14 protein-coding genes and 1 pseudogene are annotated in these 18,377 nt (G+C 67.6%); 10 read left to right on the top strand and 5 right to left on the bottom strand.

Features of this window, described 5'->3' with window-relative positions; translation table 11 throughout:
- The 4 genes from A5709_RS17735 to A5709_RS17720 all read left to right on the top strand — a co-directional run.
- Positions 1-2,479: discoidin domain-containing protein (locus A5709_RS17735; RefSeq protein ID WP_156768093.1), on the top strand; the 2,479-nt coding region annotated here is incomplete at its 5' end.
- An 87-nt stretch (positions 2,480-2,566) separates the two neighbouring features.
- Complete coding sequence (locus A5709_RS17730) at positions 2,567-4,009, top strand: lipase maturation factor family protein (protein ID WP_068121182.1); 1,443 nt, start codon at positions 2,567-2,569, stop codon at positions 4,007-4,009.
- A gap of 128 nt (positions 4,010-4,137) precedes the next feature.
- Positions 4,138-4,566 (top strand): hypothetical protein, encoded by a 429-nt coding sequence (locus tag A5709_RS17725; RefSeq protein WP_068121181.1) that lies wholly within the window; start codon positions 4,138-4,140, stop codon positions 4,564-4,566.
- Positions 4,567-4,617: 51 nt separating this feature from the next.
- On the top strand, positions 4,618-4,989 hold the full coding sequence (locus A5709_RS17720) for a hypothetical protein (protein WP_156768092.1): 372 nt from the start codon (positions 4,618-4,620) through the stop codon (positions 4,987-4,989).
- Between the two features lies 1 nt (position 4,990).
- Here A5709_RS17720 and A5709_RS17715 read toward each other — a convergent pair whose 3' ends face one another.
- On the bottom strand, positions 4,991-6,637 hold the full coding sequence (locus A5709_RS17715; protein WP_067947566.1) for an acetolactate synthase large subunit: 1,647 nt from the start codon (positions 6,635-6,637) through the stop codon (positions 4,991-4,993).
- Between the two features lie 79 nt (positions 6,638-6,716).
- Here A5709_RS17715 and A5709_RS17710 point away from each other — a divergent pair, with 79 nt between their 5' ends.
- On the top strand, positions 6,717-8,135 hold the full coding sequence (locus A5709_RS17710) for an NADP-dependent succinic semialdehyde dehydrogenase (RefSeq protein ID WP_068121177.1): 1,419 nt from the start codon (positions 6,717-6,719) through the stop codon (positions 8,133-8,135).
- 5 nt (positions 8,136-8,140) lie between these two features.
- Here A5709_RS17710 and A5709_RS17705 read toward each other — a convergent pair whose 3' ends face one another.
- From A5709_RS17705 to A5709_RS17695, 3 genes are all read right to left on the bottom strand, one after another.
- Positions 8,141-9,082, bottom strand: coding sequence for a R2-like ligand-binding oxidase (locus A5709_RS17705; protein WP_067947562.1), 942 nt, complete (start codon positions 9,080-9,082; stop codon positions 8,141-8,143).
- Positions 9,079-9,771: a TetR/AcrR family transcriptional regulator gene (locus A5709_RS17700; protein ID WP_067947561.1), complete on the bottom strand. Its 693-nt coding sequence runs from the start codon at positions 9,769-9,771 to the stop codon at positions 9,079-9,081. The genes A5709_RS17705 and A5709_RS17700 overlap by 4 nt, the downstream gene beginning before the upstream one ends.
- Before the next feature lie 109 nt (positions 9,772-9,880).
- Positions 9,881-11,587, bottom strand: coding sequence for an acyl-CoA dehydrogenase family protein (locus A5709_RS17695; RefSeq protein ID WP_068121174.1), 1,707 nt, complete (start codon positions 11,585-11,587; stop codon positions 9,881-9,883).
- Positions 11,588-11,712: 125 nt separating this feature from the next.
- On the opposite strand from A5709_RS17695, the gene A5709_RS17690 reads away from it, so the two are divergent.
- From A5709_RS17690 to A5709_RS17670, 5 genes are all read left to right on the top strand, one after another.
- Positions 11,713-12,693: a phosphotriesterase gene (locus A5709_RS17690; RefSeq protein ID WP_068011601.1), complete on the top strand. Its 981-nt coding sequence runs from the start codon at positions 11,713-11,715 to the stop codon at positions 12,691-12,693.
- Positions 12,686-14,167: an AMP-binding protein gene (locus tag A5709_RS17685; protein ID WP_068121172.1), complete on the top strand. Its 1,482-nt coding sequence runs from the start codon at positions 12,686-12,688 to the stop codon at positions 14,165-14,167. Before A5709_RS17690 ends, A5709_RS17685 begins: the two co-directional genes overlap by 8 nt.
- Before the next feature lie 283 nt (positions 14,168-14,450).
- Positions 14,451-14,750 carry a hypothetical protein gene (locus A5709_RS27620; RefSeq protein WP_231986997.1) on the top strand — a complete coding sequence of 100 codons (300 nt, stop codon included), beginning with the start codon at positions 14,451-14,453 and terminating at the stop codon, positions 14,748-14,750.
- A 1,183-nt stretch (positions 14,751-15,933) separates the two neighbouring features.
- On the top strand, positions 15,934-16,347 hold the full coding sequence (locus A5709_RS17675) for a hypothetical protein (protein ID WP_067947554.1): 414 nt from the start codon (positions 15,934-15,936) through the stop codon (positions 16,345-16,347).
- 243 nt (positions 16,348-16,590) lie between these two features.
- Positions 16,591-17,067, top strand: a complete 477-nt coding sequence (locus tag A5709_RS17670) for a YbjN domain-containing protein (RefSeq protein ID WP_068011599.1) — start codon at positions 16,591-16,593, stop codon at positions 17,065-17,067.
- Here A5709_RS17670 and A5709_RS17665 read toward each other — a convergent pair.
- Positions 17,064-18,303 (bottom strand): annotated as a pseudogene (locus A5709_RS17665) (acyltransferase family protein). The gene A5709_RS17670 and the pseudogene A5709_RS17665 sit on opposite strands and share 4 nt — an antisense overlap.
- Between the last annotated feature and the right edge of the window lie 74 nt (positions 18,304-18,377).

Genomic DNA, 18,377 nt, shown 5'->3' with positions numbered 1-18,377 from the left:
GTGTAGCTTTGTCGCCGACAGCGGACTGCGTCCGCGCTACCCGGCCGTAGAGGTTTACCGGGTGGAGGTCGCCGGCGATCCGGGCGCCCCCTACTTCGCGGACGTCGACCGGTTGCCCCGGGTGGACGGCGGACCGGAGGCGCTGCTGCGCCTCGACGAGCGGCGCCGGCTGCAGGGCCTGCCGACGCTGGGCCCCGCGCTGATGACCGCCGACGCGCGCGGCGCCGGATTGCCGGTGCCCTCGGTGACCGTCACCGACACCCCGGTGGCCCGCGAGACCGATTACGGCCGGGTGGACCAACATTCGTCGGCCATCCGGGCCGCGGGCGACGCACGGCATACCTACAACCGGGTGCCCGACTATCCCGTCCCCGGGGCCGACCCGGTCGTCGGCGCCTGGAGCGGCGGCCGGATCACCGTGTCGAGCTCGTCGTCGGACTCCACCGCGATGCCCGACGTCGCGCCGGCGACCTCCCCCGTCGCCGCCATCGACGGCGACCCGGCGACCGCGTGGGTGTCCAACTCGCTGCAATCGGCGGTGGGCCAGTGGCTGCAGGTCGATTTCGACCACCCGGTCACCAACGCGGCGATCACCCTGACACCCAGCGCGACGGCCGTCGGCGCGCAGGTGCGCCGCATCCTGATCGAGACCGCCACCGGCAGCACCACCTTGCGGTTCGACGAGCCCGGCAAGCCGCTCGCCGCCGCGTTGCCCTACGGCGAGACGCCGTGGGTGCGGATCACCGCCGCGGGCACCGACGACGGGTCCCCGGGCGTGCAGTTCGGCATCACCGACCTGTCGATCACCCAGTACGACGCGTCCGGATTCGCCCACCAGCTCGACCTGCGGCACACCGTGCGCGTCCCGGGGCCGCCGCCCGGCGCGGCGGTCGCGGGCTGGGACCTGGGTTCCGAGCTGCTGGGCAGGCCGGGATGCGCGTCGACGCCGGAGGGCGTGCGCTGCGCGCCGTCCATGGCGCTGACACCCGAAGAGCCGGTCAATCTCAGCCGGACGCTGACCGTTCCGGCACCGATGTCGGTGACCCCGTTGGTGTGGGTGCGGCCGCGGCAGGGGCCCAAGCTGGCCGACCTGCTCGCCGAGCCGAACACCACCAGGGCACGGGGCGACTCCGACCTGGTGGACGTCCTCGGCTCGGCGTATGCGGCGACCGACGGCGACCCGGCGACGGCATGGACGGCACCGCAGCGGGTGGTGCAGCACAAGACCCCGCCCACCTTGACGCTCACCCTGCCGCGGCCCACCGAGGTCACCGCGCTCCGGCTGGCGCCGAGCCGGTCGGCGTTGCCCGCCCATCCGACGATGGTGGCGGTCAACCTGGGCGACGGCCCGCAGGTGCACGCGTTGAAGCCCGGTGAACCGCAGACACTCCCACTGCATCCCCGGGTGACCGACAGCGTCACCGTCAGCCTGTTGGACTGGGAAGACGTCATCGACCGCAACGCGCTGGGTTTCGACCAGCTCAAGCCGCCGGGGGTGGCCGAGCTGTCGGTGCTCGGTGCCGACGGCACCCCGATCGCGCCCGCCGACGCTGCCCGCGATCGCACGCGCGAGATCGCCGTCGACTGCGATCACGGCCCGGTCATCGCGGTCGCGGGACGGTTCGTGCACACGTCGATCAGCACCACCGTCGGCGCTCTGCTCGACGACGAGCCCGTTGCGGCCCGGGCGTGCGACCGCGACCCGATCGCGTTGCCGGCGGGGCAGCAGGAGTTGCTGATCAGCCCGGGCGCCCAGTTCGTCGTCGACGGCGTTGCGCTGTCCCCGCCGGCCGCGGCCGCCGCCGCGCCCGGCCCAGTCGGGGTTCCGGCGTGGCGGGTGTGGGGCCCGGACCGTCGCGAGGTGCAGGCTCCGCCGTCGGCCACGTCGCGGGTGCTGGTGGTCCCGGAAAGCATCAACCCCGGATGGGTGGCGCGCACCAGCGCCGGGGCGCGGCTGACCCCGGTCGCCGTCAACGGGTGGCAGCAGGGCTGGGTGGTGCCGCCGGGCGATCCCGGCACGATCACGCTGACCTTCCCGTCCAACGCGCCGTACCGGGTGGGGCTGGGGTTGGGGCTGGCCTTGCTGCCGCTACTGGCCATGCTCGCGCTGTGGCGCACCAGAGGCAGGCCGGCCGACGACGCGCCCGCCCAGCCGTGGCGGCCGGGGCCGTGGGCGGCGGTCGCGGTGCTGGCCTGCGGGGCGGTGATCGCCGGCGTGGTCGGGGTCGTGGTGGTCGGCGGCGCCCTGGGCCTGCGGTACGCGCTGCGCCGCCGGCGCGTGGACGGGGCCACGATGGTCCTGAGCGCGGGCGGGCTCATCCTGGCCGGCGCGATGTTGTCGCGGCATCCCTGGCGGTCGGTGGACGGCTACGCGGGCCATTCCGCGAATGTTCAGCTGCTGGCGCTGATTTCGCTCGCGGTGGTCGCCGTTTCCGCGGTGACGATGGGCGATGCGGCGGGCCGCGCCCGCGACGAATAGCGGTCGGGGGTATTGGCTGACGGTTTACCGGCTGCTTGACTGGATATGCGGGTATGTGTGACCGCCACCGTCCAAGGAGTTACGGCCATGGGCTGGTTTTCCGCTCCCGAATATTGGCTCGGCAGACTGGTGCTCGAGCGGGGCACCGCGGTCGTCTACCTGCTCGCGTTCGTCGCGGCCGCGGCGCAGTTCCGGGCGCTCATCGGGGAGCACGGCCTACAGCCGATTCCGCGGTTCTTGGCCGGGCAGTCGTTTTGGCGGGCGCCCAGCCTGTTTCATCTGCATTATTCCGATCGCCTGTTCTCGGCGGTTTCCTGGTTCGGCGCCGCGCTGTCAGCGGCGATCGTCGCCGGTGCGGCAGATGCGGTGCCCGTCTGGGCGGCCATGCTGATGTGGCTGGCGCTGTGGGTGCTCTACCTGTCGATCGTCAACGTCGGTCAGACCTGGTATGCGTTCGGGTGGGAATCGCTGTTGCTGGAGAGCGGTTTTCTGCTGATCTTCCTCGGCAACGACCAGGTGGCGCCGCCGGTGCTGACCTTATGGATGGCCCGGTTGCTGCTGTTCCGAGTGGAATTCGGCGCCGGGTTGATCAAGATGCGGGGCGATCCGTGCTGGCGCGACCTGACGTGTTTGTACTATCACCACGAAACGCAGCCGATGCCCGGGCCGTTGAGCTGGTTCTTCCACCATCTGCCCAGGCCGCTGCACCGAATCGAGGTGGCGGGCAACCATTTCTCGCAGCTGGTGGTGCCGTTCGGATTGTTCGCGCCACAACCGGTGGCCGGCATCGCCGCCGCGATCATCGTCGTCACCCAGCTGTGGCTGGTGGCGTCCGGTAACTTCGCCTGGCTCAATTGGGTGACGATCTTGTTGGCGTTCAGCGCGATCGACGACTCATGGGTCGGTTCGGTTGGTTTGCATGATCGTCCGGCGTTCCCGGCGACGCCGGTGTGGTTCGCCGCATTGGTGATCGCGTTCGCGGCGGCGGTGTTGTTCATGAGTTACTGGCCGGTGCGCAACATGCTGTCCTCGCGGCAGCGAATGAACATGTCGTTCAACTCTTTTCACCTCGTCAACACCTACGGCGCGTTCGGCAGCATCGGGCGCGTCCGCCGCGAGGTGGTGATCGAAGGCACCGAGGACACCCGCCTCAGCGACCAGACGGTGTGGAAAGAATACGAATTCAAGGGCAAGCCCGGCGGCGTGCGCCGGCTCCCGCGCCAGTGGGCGCCCTACCATCTGCGCCTGGACTGGCTGATGTGGTTCGCCGCCATCTCGCCCGGCTACGCGCAGCCATGGCTGACCCCGTTTCTGCAGCGGCTGCTGCGCAACGATCGGCCCACGCTGCGCCTGCTGCGGCGAAATCCATTTCCGGATTCACCACCGCGCTATGTGCGTGCGCAGCTCTACGAGTATCGCTTCACCACCCCCGCCGAACTGCGCCGCGAGCGGGCCTGGTGGCATCGGACACTGATCGGTGGCTACGTCCGGCCGCTGGCGCTGAAGACGGCGACGTCACAGCACGGCTGACCGAGGCCGTGTCGCCATCGTGGGGCGAGGGCGCGAAAGTTTGCCAAATGCCCATCGAACTGAACGTCGACGGTGTATAGCGGTCACTGTGAGCTACGTAGGTATTAGCTCAGCAGGAGGATGGGACCATGGCCACCACACGGATGATCGGCGCAGCCGCCATGTTCGCCGGTTTGGCTGTCGTCACCGCTGGTGCCGCGTGGGCCGACACGACGATGAGCGGCCACTACACCTGGACCTCGACAACCCCTCGGGGCTCGGCGATGTCCGGCGACTACTACTTCACACCCTGCGGCGACGGATGCGCTTCGGTGGCAACCACACCCGGTGGACAGGCCGTTGCCCTGGCGCGGCTGATCAACGGGCAATGGACGATGGAAGGCACCTGGGCCATCCGGTGTGCCGACGGTAGCTCCGGTCCCAATGAGCCGTACCACGACACGTGGGATCCGAATACCCTGGAAGGCACCAGCACCCTGACGTATAACGTGCCGGCCTGCGGCCACCCACCGGGATATCAACAGACCAATCACCTTCAACTCAGGCAGGTGCCCTGACGCGAAATGCCAGTCTTGTCAAGGACTTACGCCACGGTAAAGGAGTCGAGCATGAGAACAGCCCTCATAGGGTTGGCAACGGTGCTGGCCCTCTCCGGCTTCCTGTGGACCGCCGACCTGATGCTGGGCGCCGGCACCGCCCACGCCGTCTGCTCCACGAACAACGGCGGCAACCAGCCGCCGGAGTGCGCCCCGCCCGAGGGACCGCCGGGCTGCTACACCTCACACATCTGCAGCCAGATGTGGTGCCCGAACCTGGGCGAACTGCGGCGGATGCCGGACTGGGACAGAAACGTCTGCCACACCTATTACTTCGCGCCCGACTCGGGCCTGCCCGCCCTGATGGTCCAGGGACAGCCGCCGGGATTACGGCTGCCGCCCAACACCGGCGTCTGCCCGCCGCTCGCCTGGATGTGCCCGTGAATTACAGCGTCTCGTCCAGCTCGCCGAGCCGGTCGGTCAGCCGCAGGTTCTCCGAGTAGTCGACCGGGCAGGAGATCACCGACACCCCATCGTCGTCGAGTGCGGCCCGTAGCGTCGGCAACAGTTCCTCCGCACTGTTGATCCGATACCCCTTGGCGCCAAAGCTTTCCGCGTAGGTCACCACATCGGGGTTGCCGAACTTCACGTAGTAGTGGGCGCCGAGCTCGAGATCCATTTTCCACTCGATCAGGCCGTAACCGCCGTCGTCCCAGATCAGCACGACCAGTGGTATACGCTCGCGGACGGCGGTCTCGATTTCCTGCGAGTTCATCAGGAACGCGCCGTCCCCGACGACCGCCAGCACCTTGGACTCGGGACGCGCCAACTTGACACCCAGCGCGCCGGGTAACGCAAACCCCATGGTGGACAACCCATTTGATACCAGGCAGGTGTTGCACTCATACGTCGGGTAGAGCCGCGCCATCCACATCTTGGTGGCGCCGGTGTCCACCAGGACGACGTCACTGCGGCCCAGCGCGGCGCGGGTATCGGCCACCACCCGCGCCGGAGCGAGCGGATAGCGCGAATCCTCTTGCCCCCGTGCGAATTCCTCGGCCAGCAGGCCGTGGCCGGGCACCTCGGGATCGGCCTCGTAGGCGTGGCCGTCGAGCCCGTCGGTCAATGCGTCCAACGAGGCGCTGATGTCGCCGATGATCCCGACGTCCACCGAATAGTGCGCGTCGACCTCGGCCGGGAACCGGTGGATGTGGATGATCTTCTTGTCCGCCTGCGGGTTGATCCGGACGGGGTCGAACTCCTGCAGCTCGTACCCGACCGCAATGACCACGTCGGCGTTGTCGAAGCCGAAGTTGACGTAGTCGTGCCGCATGAACCCCAGGGTCCCGATGCTGTTGGGATGGTCGTCGGGCATCACGCCCTTGCCGTGGAAGGTGTTGGCCACCGGGATACCGAATTGCTCGGAGAACCGGACCAGCGCCGCGGTCGCGTTGCCGCGGGCGGCGCCGTGCCCGGCCAGCACCACCGGCCGCTTCGCCTGGCGCAGGATGTCGACCGCGCGCTCCACCTGACCGGGTGCGGGCGCATCGGGGCGGACGACGTTGCGCGGCAACGGCGTCAGGTCGTAGTCGGTCTCGTCGGCGTCGATGTGCTCGGGCACCGCGAGGTAGACCGCCGCCGGGCGTTCGGTCTCGGCGACCTTGAACGCCTTGCGGAACATCTCGGGGATGGCCCGCGCCGTGGGGACCCCGGCCGCCCACCGAGTGATGGGCGCGAACATCGACACCAGGTCGACGTACTGGTGCGACTCCTTGAACTCCCGGTCGTGGCCCACCTGCGCGGAGATCGCGACCAGGGGGGTGCTGTTGGTGGTGGCGTCGGCCACGCCGAGTTGCATGTTGATCGCGCCCGGCCCCAGGGTGCTCGACACCACCGCGGCGCGGCCGGTCACCCGTCCGTACATCTCGGCCATGAAGGCCGCGCCCTGCTCGTGCCGGGTGAGCACGTAGCGGATGCTCGACGACGCCAGCGCCTGCACGAAGCGGATGTTCTCCTCCCCCGGCAGCCCGAAGACCACGGAAAGGCCCTCGTTTTCCAGGCACTTGACCATCAGCTCGGCGGCTTTACTCATCCGGCACCTCCCTCGAGGGAACGATAGTGGCAGGCTGGGTGTTGGAACTTTTACCAACCCCGAAGCGAAGGATGTCAGCGTGCCCATCGCCACCATCAACCCGGCTACCGGCGAGACAGTCAAAACCTTCACCCCGGCAACCGACGAAGAAGTCGATGCGGCCATCGCCGCCGCCTACGCCCGGTTCCAGGACTACCGCCATAACACCACCTTTGCCCAGCGCGCGGGGTGGGCAAACGCCACCGCCGATCTGCTGGAAAAAGAGGCCGACGACGTCGCCGCGATGATGACCCTGGAAATGGGCAAGACCTTGAAGTCGGCCAAGGCCGAAGTGCTCAAGTGCGCCAAGGGCTTTCGCTATTACGCGGAGAACGCCGAAAAGCTGCTGGCCGACGAGCCGGCCGACGCGCAAGCGGTCGGCGCCAAGCGGGCCTACACCCGCTACCAACCGCTCGGCGTGGTCCTGGCCGTGATGCCGTGGAACTTCCCGCTGTGGCAGGCGGTGCGGTTCGCCGCACCGGCGCTGATGGCCGGCAACGTCGGCATCCTCAAGCACGCCTCGAACGTCCCGCAGACCGCGCTCTACCTCGCCGACGTCATCGCCCGCGGCGGGTTCCCGGAGGGCTGCTTCCAGACACTGCTGGTCTCGTCCAGCGCCGTCGAGCGCATCCTGCGCGACCCGCGGGTCGCGGCCGCCACCCTGACGGGCAGCGAGCCGGCCGGGCAGTCGGTCGCCGCCATCGCCGGCGACGAGATCAAACCCACCGTGCTCGAGCTCGGCGGCAGCGACCCGTTCATCGTGATGCCGTCGGCGAACCTGGACGAGGCCGCCAAGACCGCGGTCACCGCGCGCGTCCAGAACAACGGCCAGTCCTGCATCGCCGCGAAGCGGTTCATCATTCACACCGACATCTACGACGCGTTCGTCGACAAGTTCACCGAGCGGATGCAGGCGCTCAAGGTCGGCGACCCGACCGACCCGGACACCGACGTCGGGCCCCTGGCCACCGAGTCCGGCCGCGACGACATCACCAAGCAGGTCGACGACGCGGCCGCGGAGGGCGCCACGATCCGGCTCGGCGGCAAGCCGCTCGACGGCCCGGGGTGGTTCTACCCGCCGACGGTGGTCACCGACATCACCAAGGACATGGCGCTTTACACCGAAGAGGTGTTCGGCCCGGTGGCGTCGATGTACCGGGCGAAGGACATCGACGAAGCGATCGAGATCGCCAACGCCACCACGTTCGGGCTGGGCTCCAACGCCTGGACCAACGACGAGGCCGAGCAGCAGCGCTTCATCGACGACATCGAAGCCGGCCAGGTCTTCATCAACGGCATGACGGTGTCCTACCCCGAGCTGGGGTTCGGCGGCGTCAAGCGGTCTGGTTACGGCCGCGAACTCGCCGGCCTCGGTATCCGCGCCTTCGTCAACGCCAAGACCGTGTGGGTCGGCGACGTCGACGCCGGGGACGCAGCCGGCGGCAGCAAGGTCGAGTAACCGCCTCAGGCGGACGCGGCCGCCAGGGCCTTCTCGTCCTCGTCGGCGAAGGTGTCCTCCAGGTGCAGCGGAGAGTAGTCGAGGTCGATCTCTTCGAGCGGCCGCCCCCGCGCGCTGGAGATGGTGCCGAAGCGCCGCATGCCCTTGTCAGACGCGTACTGCATGAACTCGTCCACCGAGAGGCCGAAGGGCATCGGGTCGTACAGGGAGAAGCCCTCTTCGATGAGGCGCAGCCCCAACGGCATGAGCTCGTTCATGCGTGTTTCGAACACGCCCCAGTTGGCATCGTCGGCGGCGACGTGGCGACGGCAGGTGAAGGTGCCCCACGCCATGTGGCGGCGCTCGTCGTCGCCGATGCGCCGGACCAACTCCTGCATGCCGGGCAGGATGCCGCGCTCCACGCAGATCTTGTGCCAACCGAAGTAGCCCGTGAGCGCCAGCATGCCTTCGACCATGTGGTTGTAGGTGACCGAGGCCCGCACTTGGGCGGCCGGTGACGGGTCGACCGACAAGGCGTTGAGGCAGTCGGGCAGCTCCTCGTAGAAGATGGTCCGGTAGGTGGGGATGTCGTCGAGGTACTGGTGCAGGTCGTCGGTGACGCCGACGGCGTCGAGCCACATGCGGAACACCTGAACGTGCTTGGCTTCCTCGAACGCGAACTGCGTCAGGTACATCTCGTCGCCCAGCCGGCCCTCGACCCGCATCGCGGACATGAACGGTTGAATGTCCTCGGTGACCGCTTCCTCGCCGGCGATGAATTCCGCGCACAGCCTGATGGCGTAGTGACGTTCGTCCTCCGAGAGCTGCTCCCAGTCGGCGCGGTCGCGGGAGAAGTCGATGTCGGCCGGGTCCCAGAACTTCGCGTTGCCGCCGGCGAACAACCGCAGCGGCAGGCTGTCCCAGTTGAGTCCCCCTCGAACCATCGAGTTCGTATGCGTGCGTGTCATGAGACCTCCTCGGATCGTTGTGGGGCTGACTGGACGGGCGGGCGCGCTGACGCCGCGAAGGCGGCGGCCAGCACACCGACGAGCCGGCGCACGGCCAGGGCCGGCTGCTCCGGGGTGGGTTCGTCGAGCCCGAGGATCGGGTCCAGGCCGCGCATGTAGGGCGCCAGCGCCAGGTGCGGAAAGATCAAGAGCAGCAACGACATCAGCGCGTCGGTATCCGAGTCGGCGCGCAGATCGCCGCGCGCCTTCGCGTCCCGAACGAGGGGCCGCATCACTTCCAGGTAGTGCCGGTGGATGACGTTCTGCACGCTGACGCGGGCTTCGGTGTCGACCTCGAGGGTCGCCGCGGCGTGCAGCGCGCGCTCGTGCGGGTGGTCGGCGAAGTAGGCCACCCACGCGTCGAGCCAGTCGGTGAGGAAGTCGAAGAACGGCCGGCTCGGGTCCAGCTCCTGGATGCGGTCCTCCATGTACGCGCGCACCCGCTGGCTGGCGATGTCGGCGATGAAGGCGTACAGGTCGCGCTTGTCCGCGAAGTACTGGAACAGGCTGCCTTTGGCGACACCGGCCCGCCGCGCGATGACGTTGAGGCTGCCGCGGGAGAACCCGTGCGCCCCGAACTCGTGTTCCGCGGCTTCGATGATCGCCGCCCGTCGGGCGGGGTCGACCCGCCCCCAAGTCACCGTTGGCAATGCGCCCCCTAACGTCGATGACCACTGGTCATATTACGGTGAGCTGCGTCACAGTCAAGGGTAGGCGCATCGCTTGCGGCCGAGCATCACGCCAGCGTGGCGTTCGCGTCTAAGGCCGCATCTGGTACGCGCCGTTGAGGGGAAGGATGTGCTCCTTCCAGATCTGCGCATAGCGGGAGGGGTCGTGCACCGGGCGGCGGATCATCCGCGTCGCGAATCGGGCTTGGTCGTCCGTCGTCGCGGGTTTGCCGCTCAGCTCCACGGCATAGCCGTTGAAGTCGCGGACCAGCACGGCGAAGATCTCGTCGATCAACGTCTCGTCGACGTCGGACAGCGCGGCCTCCTCGAGGATGAGCTGCGCGTAGGGCACCGTCGCGAACAACTGGCCCACGGCGAACGCGAAGTCGACGTCCCGCTGCTGCGCGGCATCGGGGGTCGCGCTGGCCAGCATGTCGGCGAGCACGTCGATCTGCTTGCGCAGCAATGCCACGTTGGGCAGGTGCCCGAAGCCGTCGAACGGCGCCCGCCAGTCGTGGAAGCGCACCTTGCCCAGACCCCCGGTCGGTCCTTGCGCGAACAGGAACGTGTCATCGGCCGCGTCGTCGCGCCGGCCGATGATCGGCAGGTCGGCGTTGGGGGCGAACAGGAAGTTGGGCATGAACTTGGCGAGCAGCCCGATGTTGATGTGCACCGTGCCCTCGAGCCTTGGCAGCAAACCGATCTCGCGGGTCACGGCCTCGAAGAAGGTGTCCTTCTCCACCCCTTTGGCGGCGATCACGTCCCACAGCGCGATGACGACCCGCTCCCCTTCGCTGGTGATCTTGGCCTTGGTGAGCGGGCTGTACAGCAGGTAGCGCCGGTCATCCGCCGAGGCGCCGCGCATGTAGTCGCAGGCTCGGGTGGCGACCAGCCTCATCGCGACCAGCCGCAGGTAGGCGTCAGTGAGCAGCCGCCGCACATGGCTGAAGTCGGTGACGACGGTCCCGTACAGGACGCGGTTGGAGGCGTGGGTGACCGCCTCGTACATGGCGTGGGTGCACATGCCGACCGCGCCCCAGCCCAGGTTGTACTTGCAGACGTTGACGGTGTTGAGCGCGGCGTGGAAGGCCCCGGGACCGCGGTGCAGGATGTCGGCCTCGGTGACCGGGTAGTCGCGCAGCGCGTAGTTGGCGACGTAGTTCTGCGAGTTCACCACGTTCTTGATCAGGTCGTACCGGTCGTGCTGGGAGTCGGCGGCGAAGAACACATACTCGTCAGACCCGGCGATCTTGCCGAAGGTGGAGACCATCCGCGCCACGTTGGCGTTGCCGATGTAGTACTTCTCGCCGCTCGCGGTCCAGCCGTTTTCCGACGGCGTCAGGATCATGTCGGTCTGGTAGACGTCGGCGCCGTGGGTCTGCTCCGACAGGCCGAAAGCGAACACCTCGCCAGCCTCCAACTGTGCGGCGGCCTTGCGCTTGGCGTCGGTGTTGTCGCTCATCCAGATCGGGCCCAAACCCAGCGCCGTGACCTGGAAGGGGTACCAGTAGCTCAGCCCGTAGAAGCCCACGATCTCGGCGAACTCGCTGATCCGGTAGGTGTCCCAGCGGCAGGCACTCGCTTCTGAGGCACCGTACTCGGACGGCGTCAGCAGCGAGGCGAAGATGCGCTCGCGCCCGATGTGGTCCAAAAAGTCTGAGTACCACACCCGTTCGTGATCATCGGACTTCAGCCGCGCCTTGCCCCGCGACTCGAAGAAGTCCACCGTCGCGGCCATGATCTCCCCCGAGCGACGGTCTGGATATTGACGTTGCAGATGGTTGGGATTGAGCAGCATGACGGGGCTCCCGCGGGGTTCCGGTTCGGACGAGGGTGACGGTACTGCACCGCCGGGGCCGTCGGGGCGGACCGGAATAAATCGGCACTGTTGTCCGACCACCGAGTCGACCTAGCATCAGTCCCGTGTCAGAACTCAATACCGCCCGCGGCGCCATCGATACCTCCGACCTCGGCGTGACGCTCATGCACGAGCACGTGTTCATCATGACCACGGAGATCGCCCTGAACTACCCCGAAGCCTGGGGCGACGAGGAACGCCGGGTGGCCGACGCCGTCGACCGGCTCAACGAGCTGAAGTCCCGCGGGGTGGACACCATCGTGGACCTCACCGTGATCGGGCTCGGCCGCTACATCCCGCGCATAGCGCGCGTCGCCGCGGCCACCGACCTGAATATCGTTGTGGCGACTGGGCTTTACACCTACAACGACGTGCCGTTCCGGTTCCACTACGAGGGCCCGGGCGGCATGTTGGACGGTCCGGAGATCATGACGGAGATGTTCGTCCGCGACATCGAGCAGGGCATCGCCGACACCGGCGTCAAGGCCGGGATCCTCAAGTGCGCCACCGACGAGCCGGGCCTCACCCCCGGCGTCGAGCGGGTGCTGCGCGCCGTCGCCCAGGCGCACAAGCGCACCGGGGTGCCGATCTCCACGCACACCCACGCCGGGCTGCGGCGCGGGCTCGAACAGCAGCGCATCTTCGAAGAGGAGGGCGTCGACCTGACCCGGGTGGTCATCGGCCATTCCGGTGACAGCACCGACATCGGGTACCTCGAGGAGCTCATCGCCGCGGGCTCGTATCTCGGGATGGACCGTTTCGGCCTCGACGTGATCTCGCCGTTCGAGGAGCGGGTGAAGATCGTGGCACAGATGTGCGAGCGCGGGCACGCCGACAAGATGGTGCTCTCGCACGACGCCAACTGCTATTTCGACGCGCTGCCCGAAGAGCTGGTTCCCCAGATGGCGCCGAATTGGCATTACCTGCACATCCACAACGACGTCATCCCCGCGCTCAAGGAGCGCGGCGTCACCGACGAGCAGCTGCACACCATGCTGGTCGACAACCCCCGCCGCATCTTCGAGCGCCAGGGCGCATATGAGTGAGCCGGTCGCGCCGATCGGCACCCAGATCGCCGCGCTGGCCCAACTCGCGCCCGACGAGCCCGCCGTCACCTGTGACGGGCTGACGCTCACCCGCACCGAACTCGACGCCTCCACGAACCGGTTGGCCCGCGCCTACGCCGACCGCGGCGTCGGCGTCGGCGACTACGTGACCATGGTGCTGCCCAACTCCGTGGAGTGGATCCAGGCCGCGGTGGCGTGCTGGAAGCTGGGCGCGGTGCCCCAGCCGCTGTCGGCGCGGCTGCCGGACGCGGAGCTGCAAGGGCTGCTGGAGCTGCGGCCGCCGGCCCTGCTAGTGGGCCGCGAGCATCCCCAAATTCCCAGTGTCCCAGCCGGTTTCACCCCCGGCCCGGAATGCTCCGACGCGCCGCTGCCGGAAGCGGTGTCGCCGGTGTGGAAGGCGATGGGGTCCGGCGGCAGCACCGGCCGGCCCAAGCTCATCGAATCCGGCGGTGACAGCCGGATACCGGCCGCCATCGGCTATCCGCTCGGCGCGCAAGAGGGCGACACCACCCTCGTCCCGATCCCGTTGTCCCACAACACCGGTTTCACCACCGCGACGCTTGCCCTGTTGATGCGCCATCACCTGGTGTTGATGAGCCGGTTCGACCCGGAGCGGTTCCTGCGGCTGATCACCGAACACCGCGTGACCTTCCTGACCACGGTGCCGACGATCATGCAGCGGGCGCTGCCCGTCTACCACGCCGATCCCGGGTCCTACGACCTCTCATCCATCCGGCGGTTCTGGCACATGGGGGCGCCGTGCCCGCCCGCCGTCAAGCAGGCGTGGATCGACCTGCTTGCCCCGGAGAAAGTCTGGGAACTCTACGGCGGCACGGAATTACAGGCGCTCACCTTCATCTCCGGCGACCAGTGGCTGACCCACCGCGGCTCGGTGGGCGTGGTGGTTGCCGGCGAGATGAAGGTGCTCGACGACGACGGCAACCCCTGCCAGCCCGGCGTGGTCGGCGAGATCTACATGCGTCCCGGCGCGGGCAGCGCGCCCACCTACCGCTACGTCGGCGCCACGGCGAAGAGCCGCGACGGCTGGGATTCCCTCGGCGATCTGGGCCATTTCGACGCCGACGGGTTCCTGTACCTTTCCGATCGTCGCGTCGACATGTTCACCGTCGGCGGCCGCAACGTGTACCCAGCCGAGATCGAAAATGCGTTGTCGGCACACCCGGACGTGTTGTCCTGCCTCGTGGTCGGCGTTCCCGACGTCGATCTGGGACAGGTGCCCTACGCGCTGGTGCACGCGGCAGACGGTTCCACGCTGGACGCCGCCGGGGTGCAGGAATTTCTGCGCGAGCACCTCGCGGCGTACAAGGTGCCGCCGACCCCCGACTTCGTCGAATTCGTCGACGCCCCGTTGCGTGACGACGCCGGCAAGGCCCGGCGGTCCGCGGTGCGCGCCGAGATCGTCGCCCGCCTGCAGGCGGCGGAAGCGAGCTGACGTCTGTAGTGCGCCCCACATCGGCCAGAGAATTGGGCTGTTTCGCGCTCGGTGTTTACGAGCTACGCGCTAGATGGTCACCAGTTTGCATATTCGGGGGTTCGGCGTCTCTCACCCTAGTGCGCCATGCCGAAACGGATACACGGCACAACCAGTCGCTCAGTAGCCAGCTTGGCGGATTAACGAGCTGAAAGGTCCCGCGCACGCTGCGAGATGAGGCGGCAATGCATGAGCGGTCACGGTGACTGGCCTACACCGACGTCGGTTGCCTAAACTTTCGCTCGTGCATGAGATATTACGGGTGCATACAGCGGGTTTGCAGGCGATGGCCACCCGCTGGGCCGCCTCTGCTGAGGCACTAAACGCGACGGCGTCGCCGGCCAATCTCGGCTTTTCGTGGCAGCCCAGCACGGCCGCAGTCAATGCCGCCCACGCCGAAGTCACTGTCTTCTCCATGGCATTGGCCACGCGGGTAAGTTCTTGCGCTGCGCACGTCGCTGAAGCAGACACCCGCTACCTTGCCAACAAGGCTCAAGCGGCTAATCGTCTGGCCTCTGTGATGCAACCGGTGACCAGCGTGTAGCGATGGCCGCGATCGCAGGGGTTCCTGGGCTGTCAGCGCTGTTAGCCTGGCCCACTGACCATCTCACGGATGCGGCCGTCCAATGGGAGACCGTTGCCGAGCGCAGCTATGCACTGTCCCACCAGGTCTGGCGGGAAGCCGTCTCGGTCGATTGGCGAGGTGAAGCCGCCGATGCGGTGCGCGTCACGACGCACGCCGACATGCGAACCACCAGCGCGGCAGCCGACCAGCTACAGGCGGCGGCCCGTGTCGCGCGCAACGCATCCTCGGATTTGCACGTGGCCCGCTCCCGCCTCCGCTATGCCGTACAAGTTGCCCAGAGTGCGGGATACGAGGTAGGCGAGGACCTTTCGGTTACCGATCGCCTGAGCGGCGGATCGACCGCACAGCGAGCAGTTCGCCAAGGCGAAGCGCAAACACTCGCCAGCGATATCCGTCAGCGCGCTGCCCAGCTCGTCGCACTGGACCAACAGGTCGCTGGCAAGATTTCCACCGCCCTAGCTGGCATCGGCGCCAGTTTCCCGCGACACCCAGCCCTTGGCAGTCCACCGAAAGACAGCCACGTTTACAGCGTTGACAACCACACCTTTAAAGATGACCCAGCCCGGCCGCCATGGGAGCCACCGCCACCGCCATACCCTCAAGGACCGCCTGCAGGCCCAGGATTGCCACCTGAAGGCCTTCGCCCACCTGTCGAAGGACCACTGACCACAGGACCAGCTAGTAAGCCGAGTGTCGCGTCGAAAGGTGGCCAGAGCTTGTGGGACAAGGACGGTGGCGAGTGGCGATACGACCCCGGCCAGGATTCACGTCACTACCCGCATTGGGATTACAACCCGCACGCACAGAAATTTGATCAGTGGAGAAACGTCGGAATCAACGACCTCCCAACCCATAAGGAAGGGGTAGCTCCGCCGCGCTCGGGCACGGTCGGCACCCCGCCCGCCGCCCCAGCCCCGCAACCCGCACCCCCTGCGCCTAAACCACCAGCGCCAAAGCTCGGTGAGGGGCCGATGATTGGCGGCGGACCCTCCTTCGGACCACAAGTAGTCCCGCCTCCCCACGCCCATCCGCACTGGCTTGGTGAAACCAACATCGAAGAATGGGAGGAAGGTCCGGCCGGCAGCCACTAACACAATCTGGCCATTACGATCTTGTTTAACGGTGAGAAAGCACGGTGCTTATGAGCCTGATCTATGCCGAACTGGCCGAGAAGTTGCACTTCGGCGATGACGCGGTGTTGTTGGCCATGGACGACGCCGGGGTAAGTGAAGTGCGGGCCGCGGTGACCCAAGCGGCGCAGCATGGTTCGGCTCAACTGGACCATGGTGCGACGATTCACCAGTTTTTCATCGAACCCGGCGCAGCTGAGGTTGAGTTCCATGAAGGTCTCGTGGTTTGGCGGCTCGATGCCGCCAAGGCGGAGGAAATCACGGTATTGCTGGACTCAATGGTCGACTCTGGAATCCCCGAAGGCCACCACTATGTGGATATCTCCAAGCCTGCAGACATGCTCGTCCTCTCGCGAAACGAGTACCCCCTGAACCTTCTACCTCCCGAAGCCGTATACCCCCCGCCCGCCCATTCTGCTTTTTGAGGACCGTCGGGTCGGCAGCTACTACGTCTGCCTCGCCGAGATCGCGAACACGCTGGGGCACACGGCCGACGTCTCGGTCCTGGATTCGGTTGGCGTGCAGGCGTTCTGCATGACCCGGGGCGGACCACAAGGTGCCCTATAACGTCGAGTTCGTCCAGCAGACCTGCGGTCGCAACAAGCCGACTCGCAAGCGGCCTGACACGCGCCAAGAATTCTCCAAGCCTGCGGGCTCATCATCTGGCAATGCAGATCGAACCGCTGAGTACCGAGCTGATCGAACGCTACCTGCGATCGCGTGAGTTGCGCTTCTTCCGCAGCGATGACGGCGAGGAGTTCATGATGCTGCCCAGCTACGAGCGCGGCAAGCTGCACGTGAACCTGCGTATCAACGGTTTGCGGCGCGATGTCTTCGAGATCTCGATCAGCCCCGCCGGGCACTACCCCGCCACCGAGCGGACGCGCCTGATGGAGTTGGTCAACGACTGGAATCGCGAAACCCATTGGCCCAAGGCGTTTGTGCGCGAGACCGCCCGGCCCAGCCATGTCAGCGTGGTCGGTGAGAACGCTTACCTGCTGAGCGACGGCATCCACGTCGAGGGGCTGGGTAACCTGGTCCGATCCACCGTCGAGTACGGTGCCGATCTGTTCCAGAAGATCGAGCGCGCAGTCTGCCTGCCGTCCGCCGACACTCTGGAAGAGTGGATGGACCGTACCGGCTAGGGCGCGATCGCGTCCGCCTCGGCGTCCACGGCGTCTGCGGTTTCGGCCGGCCTTTCGCGTTTCTCCCAGTGCCGCAACGCTTCCCGGCAGGGCGACTCTACCAGCCCGTAGCTGACGGCGGCGATCGCCCAGCCGAAGACCATCGTCAGCGCCAACACCGCGGGCATGCGGCCGGTGAACGCGAACGTCCCGAGCACCGGGAACACCATGGCCAGCGCGGCCAGATGCCACACGAACAGGCCGTAAGACCACCGGCCCAGCGTCACCATGCCGGTGCTGCCCAGCAGCCGGTGCGCGGTGTCGACCCGGTCCAGCACCAGTGGGGCGACGAGCGCGAACGCCACCAGCGAGCCCGCGGCCGTCTTCACCGCGAACTGGGTGGCCGTGCCGGGAATCAGGCCCTCCGGGCCCGCCAGCGGGGAGGCCGCCAGCAGGTAGGCCAGCACGGCGACGGCGGCCATCGGCACCCGCCGGCGAGCGCAGCGGTGCGGCAGGCCGACCGGGCTGTGGACCCATTCGGCCAGCAGCATGCCCGCGGCGAACCAGGAGAAGAAGGCCGGCGGCCAATTGAGCGGGTTGGTGCCGGATCCGGAATGGATGGGCACCCAACCCCAGGCCCAGCTCAGCGCCGCCAGCGCGGCGATCGTCGGCACCCGCGCGCCGACCGGCAGCCGCCGGGCCAGCAGCGCCAGCAGCGGCAACGCCAGGTAGAAGCTCACCTCGACCGAGAGGCTCCACATCTGGGTCAGCCCGCCCGTCAGGGTGAGCGGCACATAGATCTGGGTGAGGGTCAGGTTGGCCAGCCACACGGTCGGGCTGGCGTGATCCGCGTCGGGCAGCAGCGACAGGATCACGACGACCGCCACCACGTAGGCGGGCATGATGCGCACCACCCGAGACCGCAGATAGTGGCCGGTGCGGGGACGCGGTCCCAGGCCGCGTGCCGCCGCTGCGTGGCCGCGCCACAACAGGAAACCCGACAGCGCGAAGAACACCGCGACGGCGAGATCGAAGCGGCCGAAGAGCCGGCCGGGGACACCGCTGGAGTGCCCAGTCTGGAAAGCGACGTGCGTGACGACCACGCCCATGGCGGCGCAGGCGCGCATCCCCTCCACGGCGGGCAGGAAGCTGCGCGTCCCGCCCACCTGCCGGCCATCGGTCATCCCCACAGTCTGCATCTGATGGGTGGGGAGAACGAATGGGTACACCCGAGGCACCCGTGCGCGATAGCGACAGGTTCGTAAGCCGAGGCCTTACGTTCTGCTGTTAGGGTCGAACGGGTTTGCCTCGGTGCTTGCTCAGGTCGGGGC

The sequence above is a fragment of the Mycobacterium sp. E1386 genome, assembly GCF_001672745.1.
Classification (GTDB): Bacteria; Actinomycetota; Actinomycetes; order Mycobacteriales; family Mycobacteriaceae; genus Mycobacterium.
Note: the sequence above shows the minus strand (reverse complement) of the source record. Positions and strands in the feature narration are given on the sequence as shown.

Coding starts and splice junctions, on each gene's coding strand:
- A5709_RS17695 (WP_068121174.1), bottom strand. CDS start 11,587: ATGCTGCTCAATCCCAACCATCTGCAACGTCAATATCCAGACCGTCGC.
- A5709_RS17705 (WP_067947562.1), bottom strand. CDS start 9,082: ATGACACGCACGCATACGAACTCGATGGTTCGAGGGGGACTCAACTGG.
- A5709_RS17730 (WP_068121182.1), top strand. CDS start 2,567: ATGGGCTGGTTTTCCGCTCCCGAATATTGGCTCGGCAGACTGGTGCTC.
- A5709_RS17675 (WP_067947554.1), top strand. CDS start 15,934: ATGAGCCTGATCTATGCCGAACTGGCCGAGAAGTTGCACTTCGGCGAT.
- A5709_RS17720 (WP_156768092.1), top strand. CDS start 4,618: ATGAGAACAGCCCTCATAGGGTTGGCAACGGTGCTGGCCCTCTCCGGC.
- A5709_RS17670 (WP_068011599.1), top strand. CDS start 16,591: ATGCAGATCGAACCGCTGAGTACCGAGCTGATCGAACGCTACCTGCGA.
- A5709_RS17715 (WP_067947566.1), bottom strand. CDS start 6,637: ATGAGTAAAGCCGCCGAGCTGATGGTCAAGTGCCTGGAAAACGAGGGC.
- A5709_RS17685 (WP_068121172.1), top strand. CDS start 12,686: ATGAGTGAGCCGGTCGCGCCGATCGGCACCCAGATCGCCGCGCTGGCC.
- A5709_RS17725 (WP_068121181.1), top strand. CDS start 4,138: ATGGCCACCACACGGATGATCGGCGCAGCCGCCATGTTCGCCGGTTTG.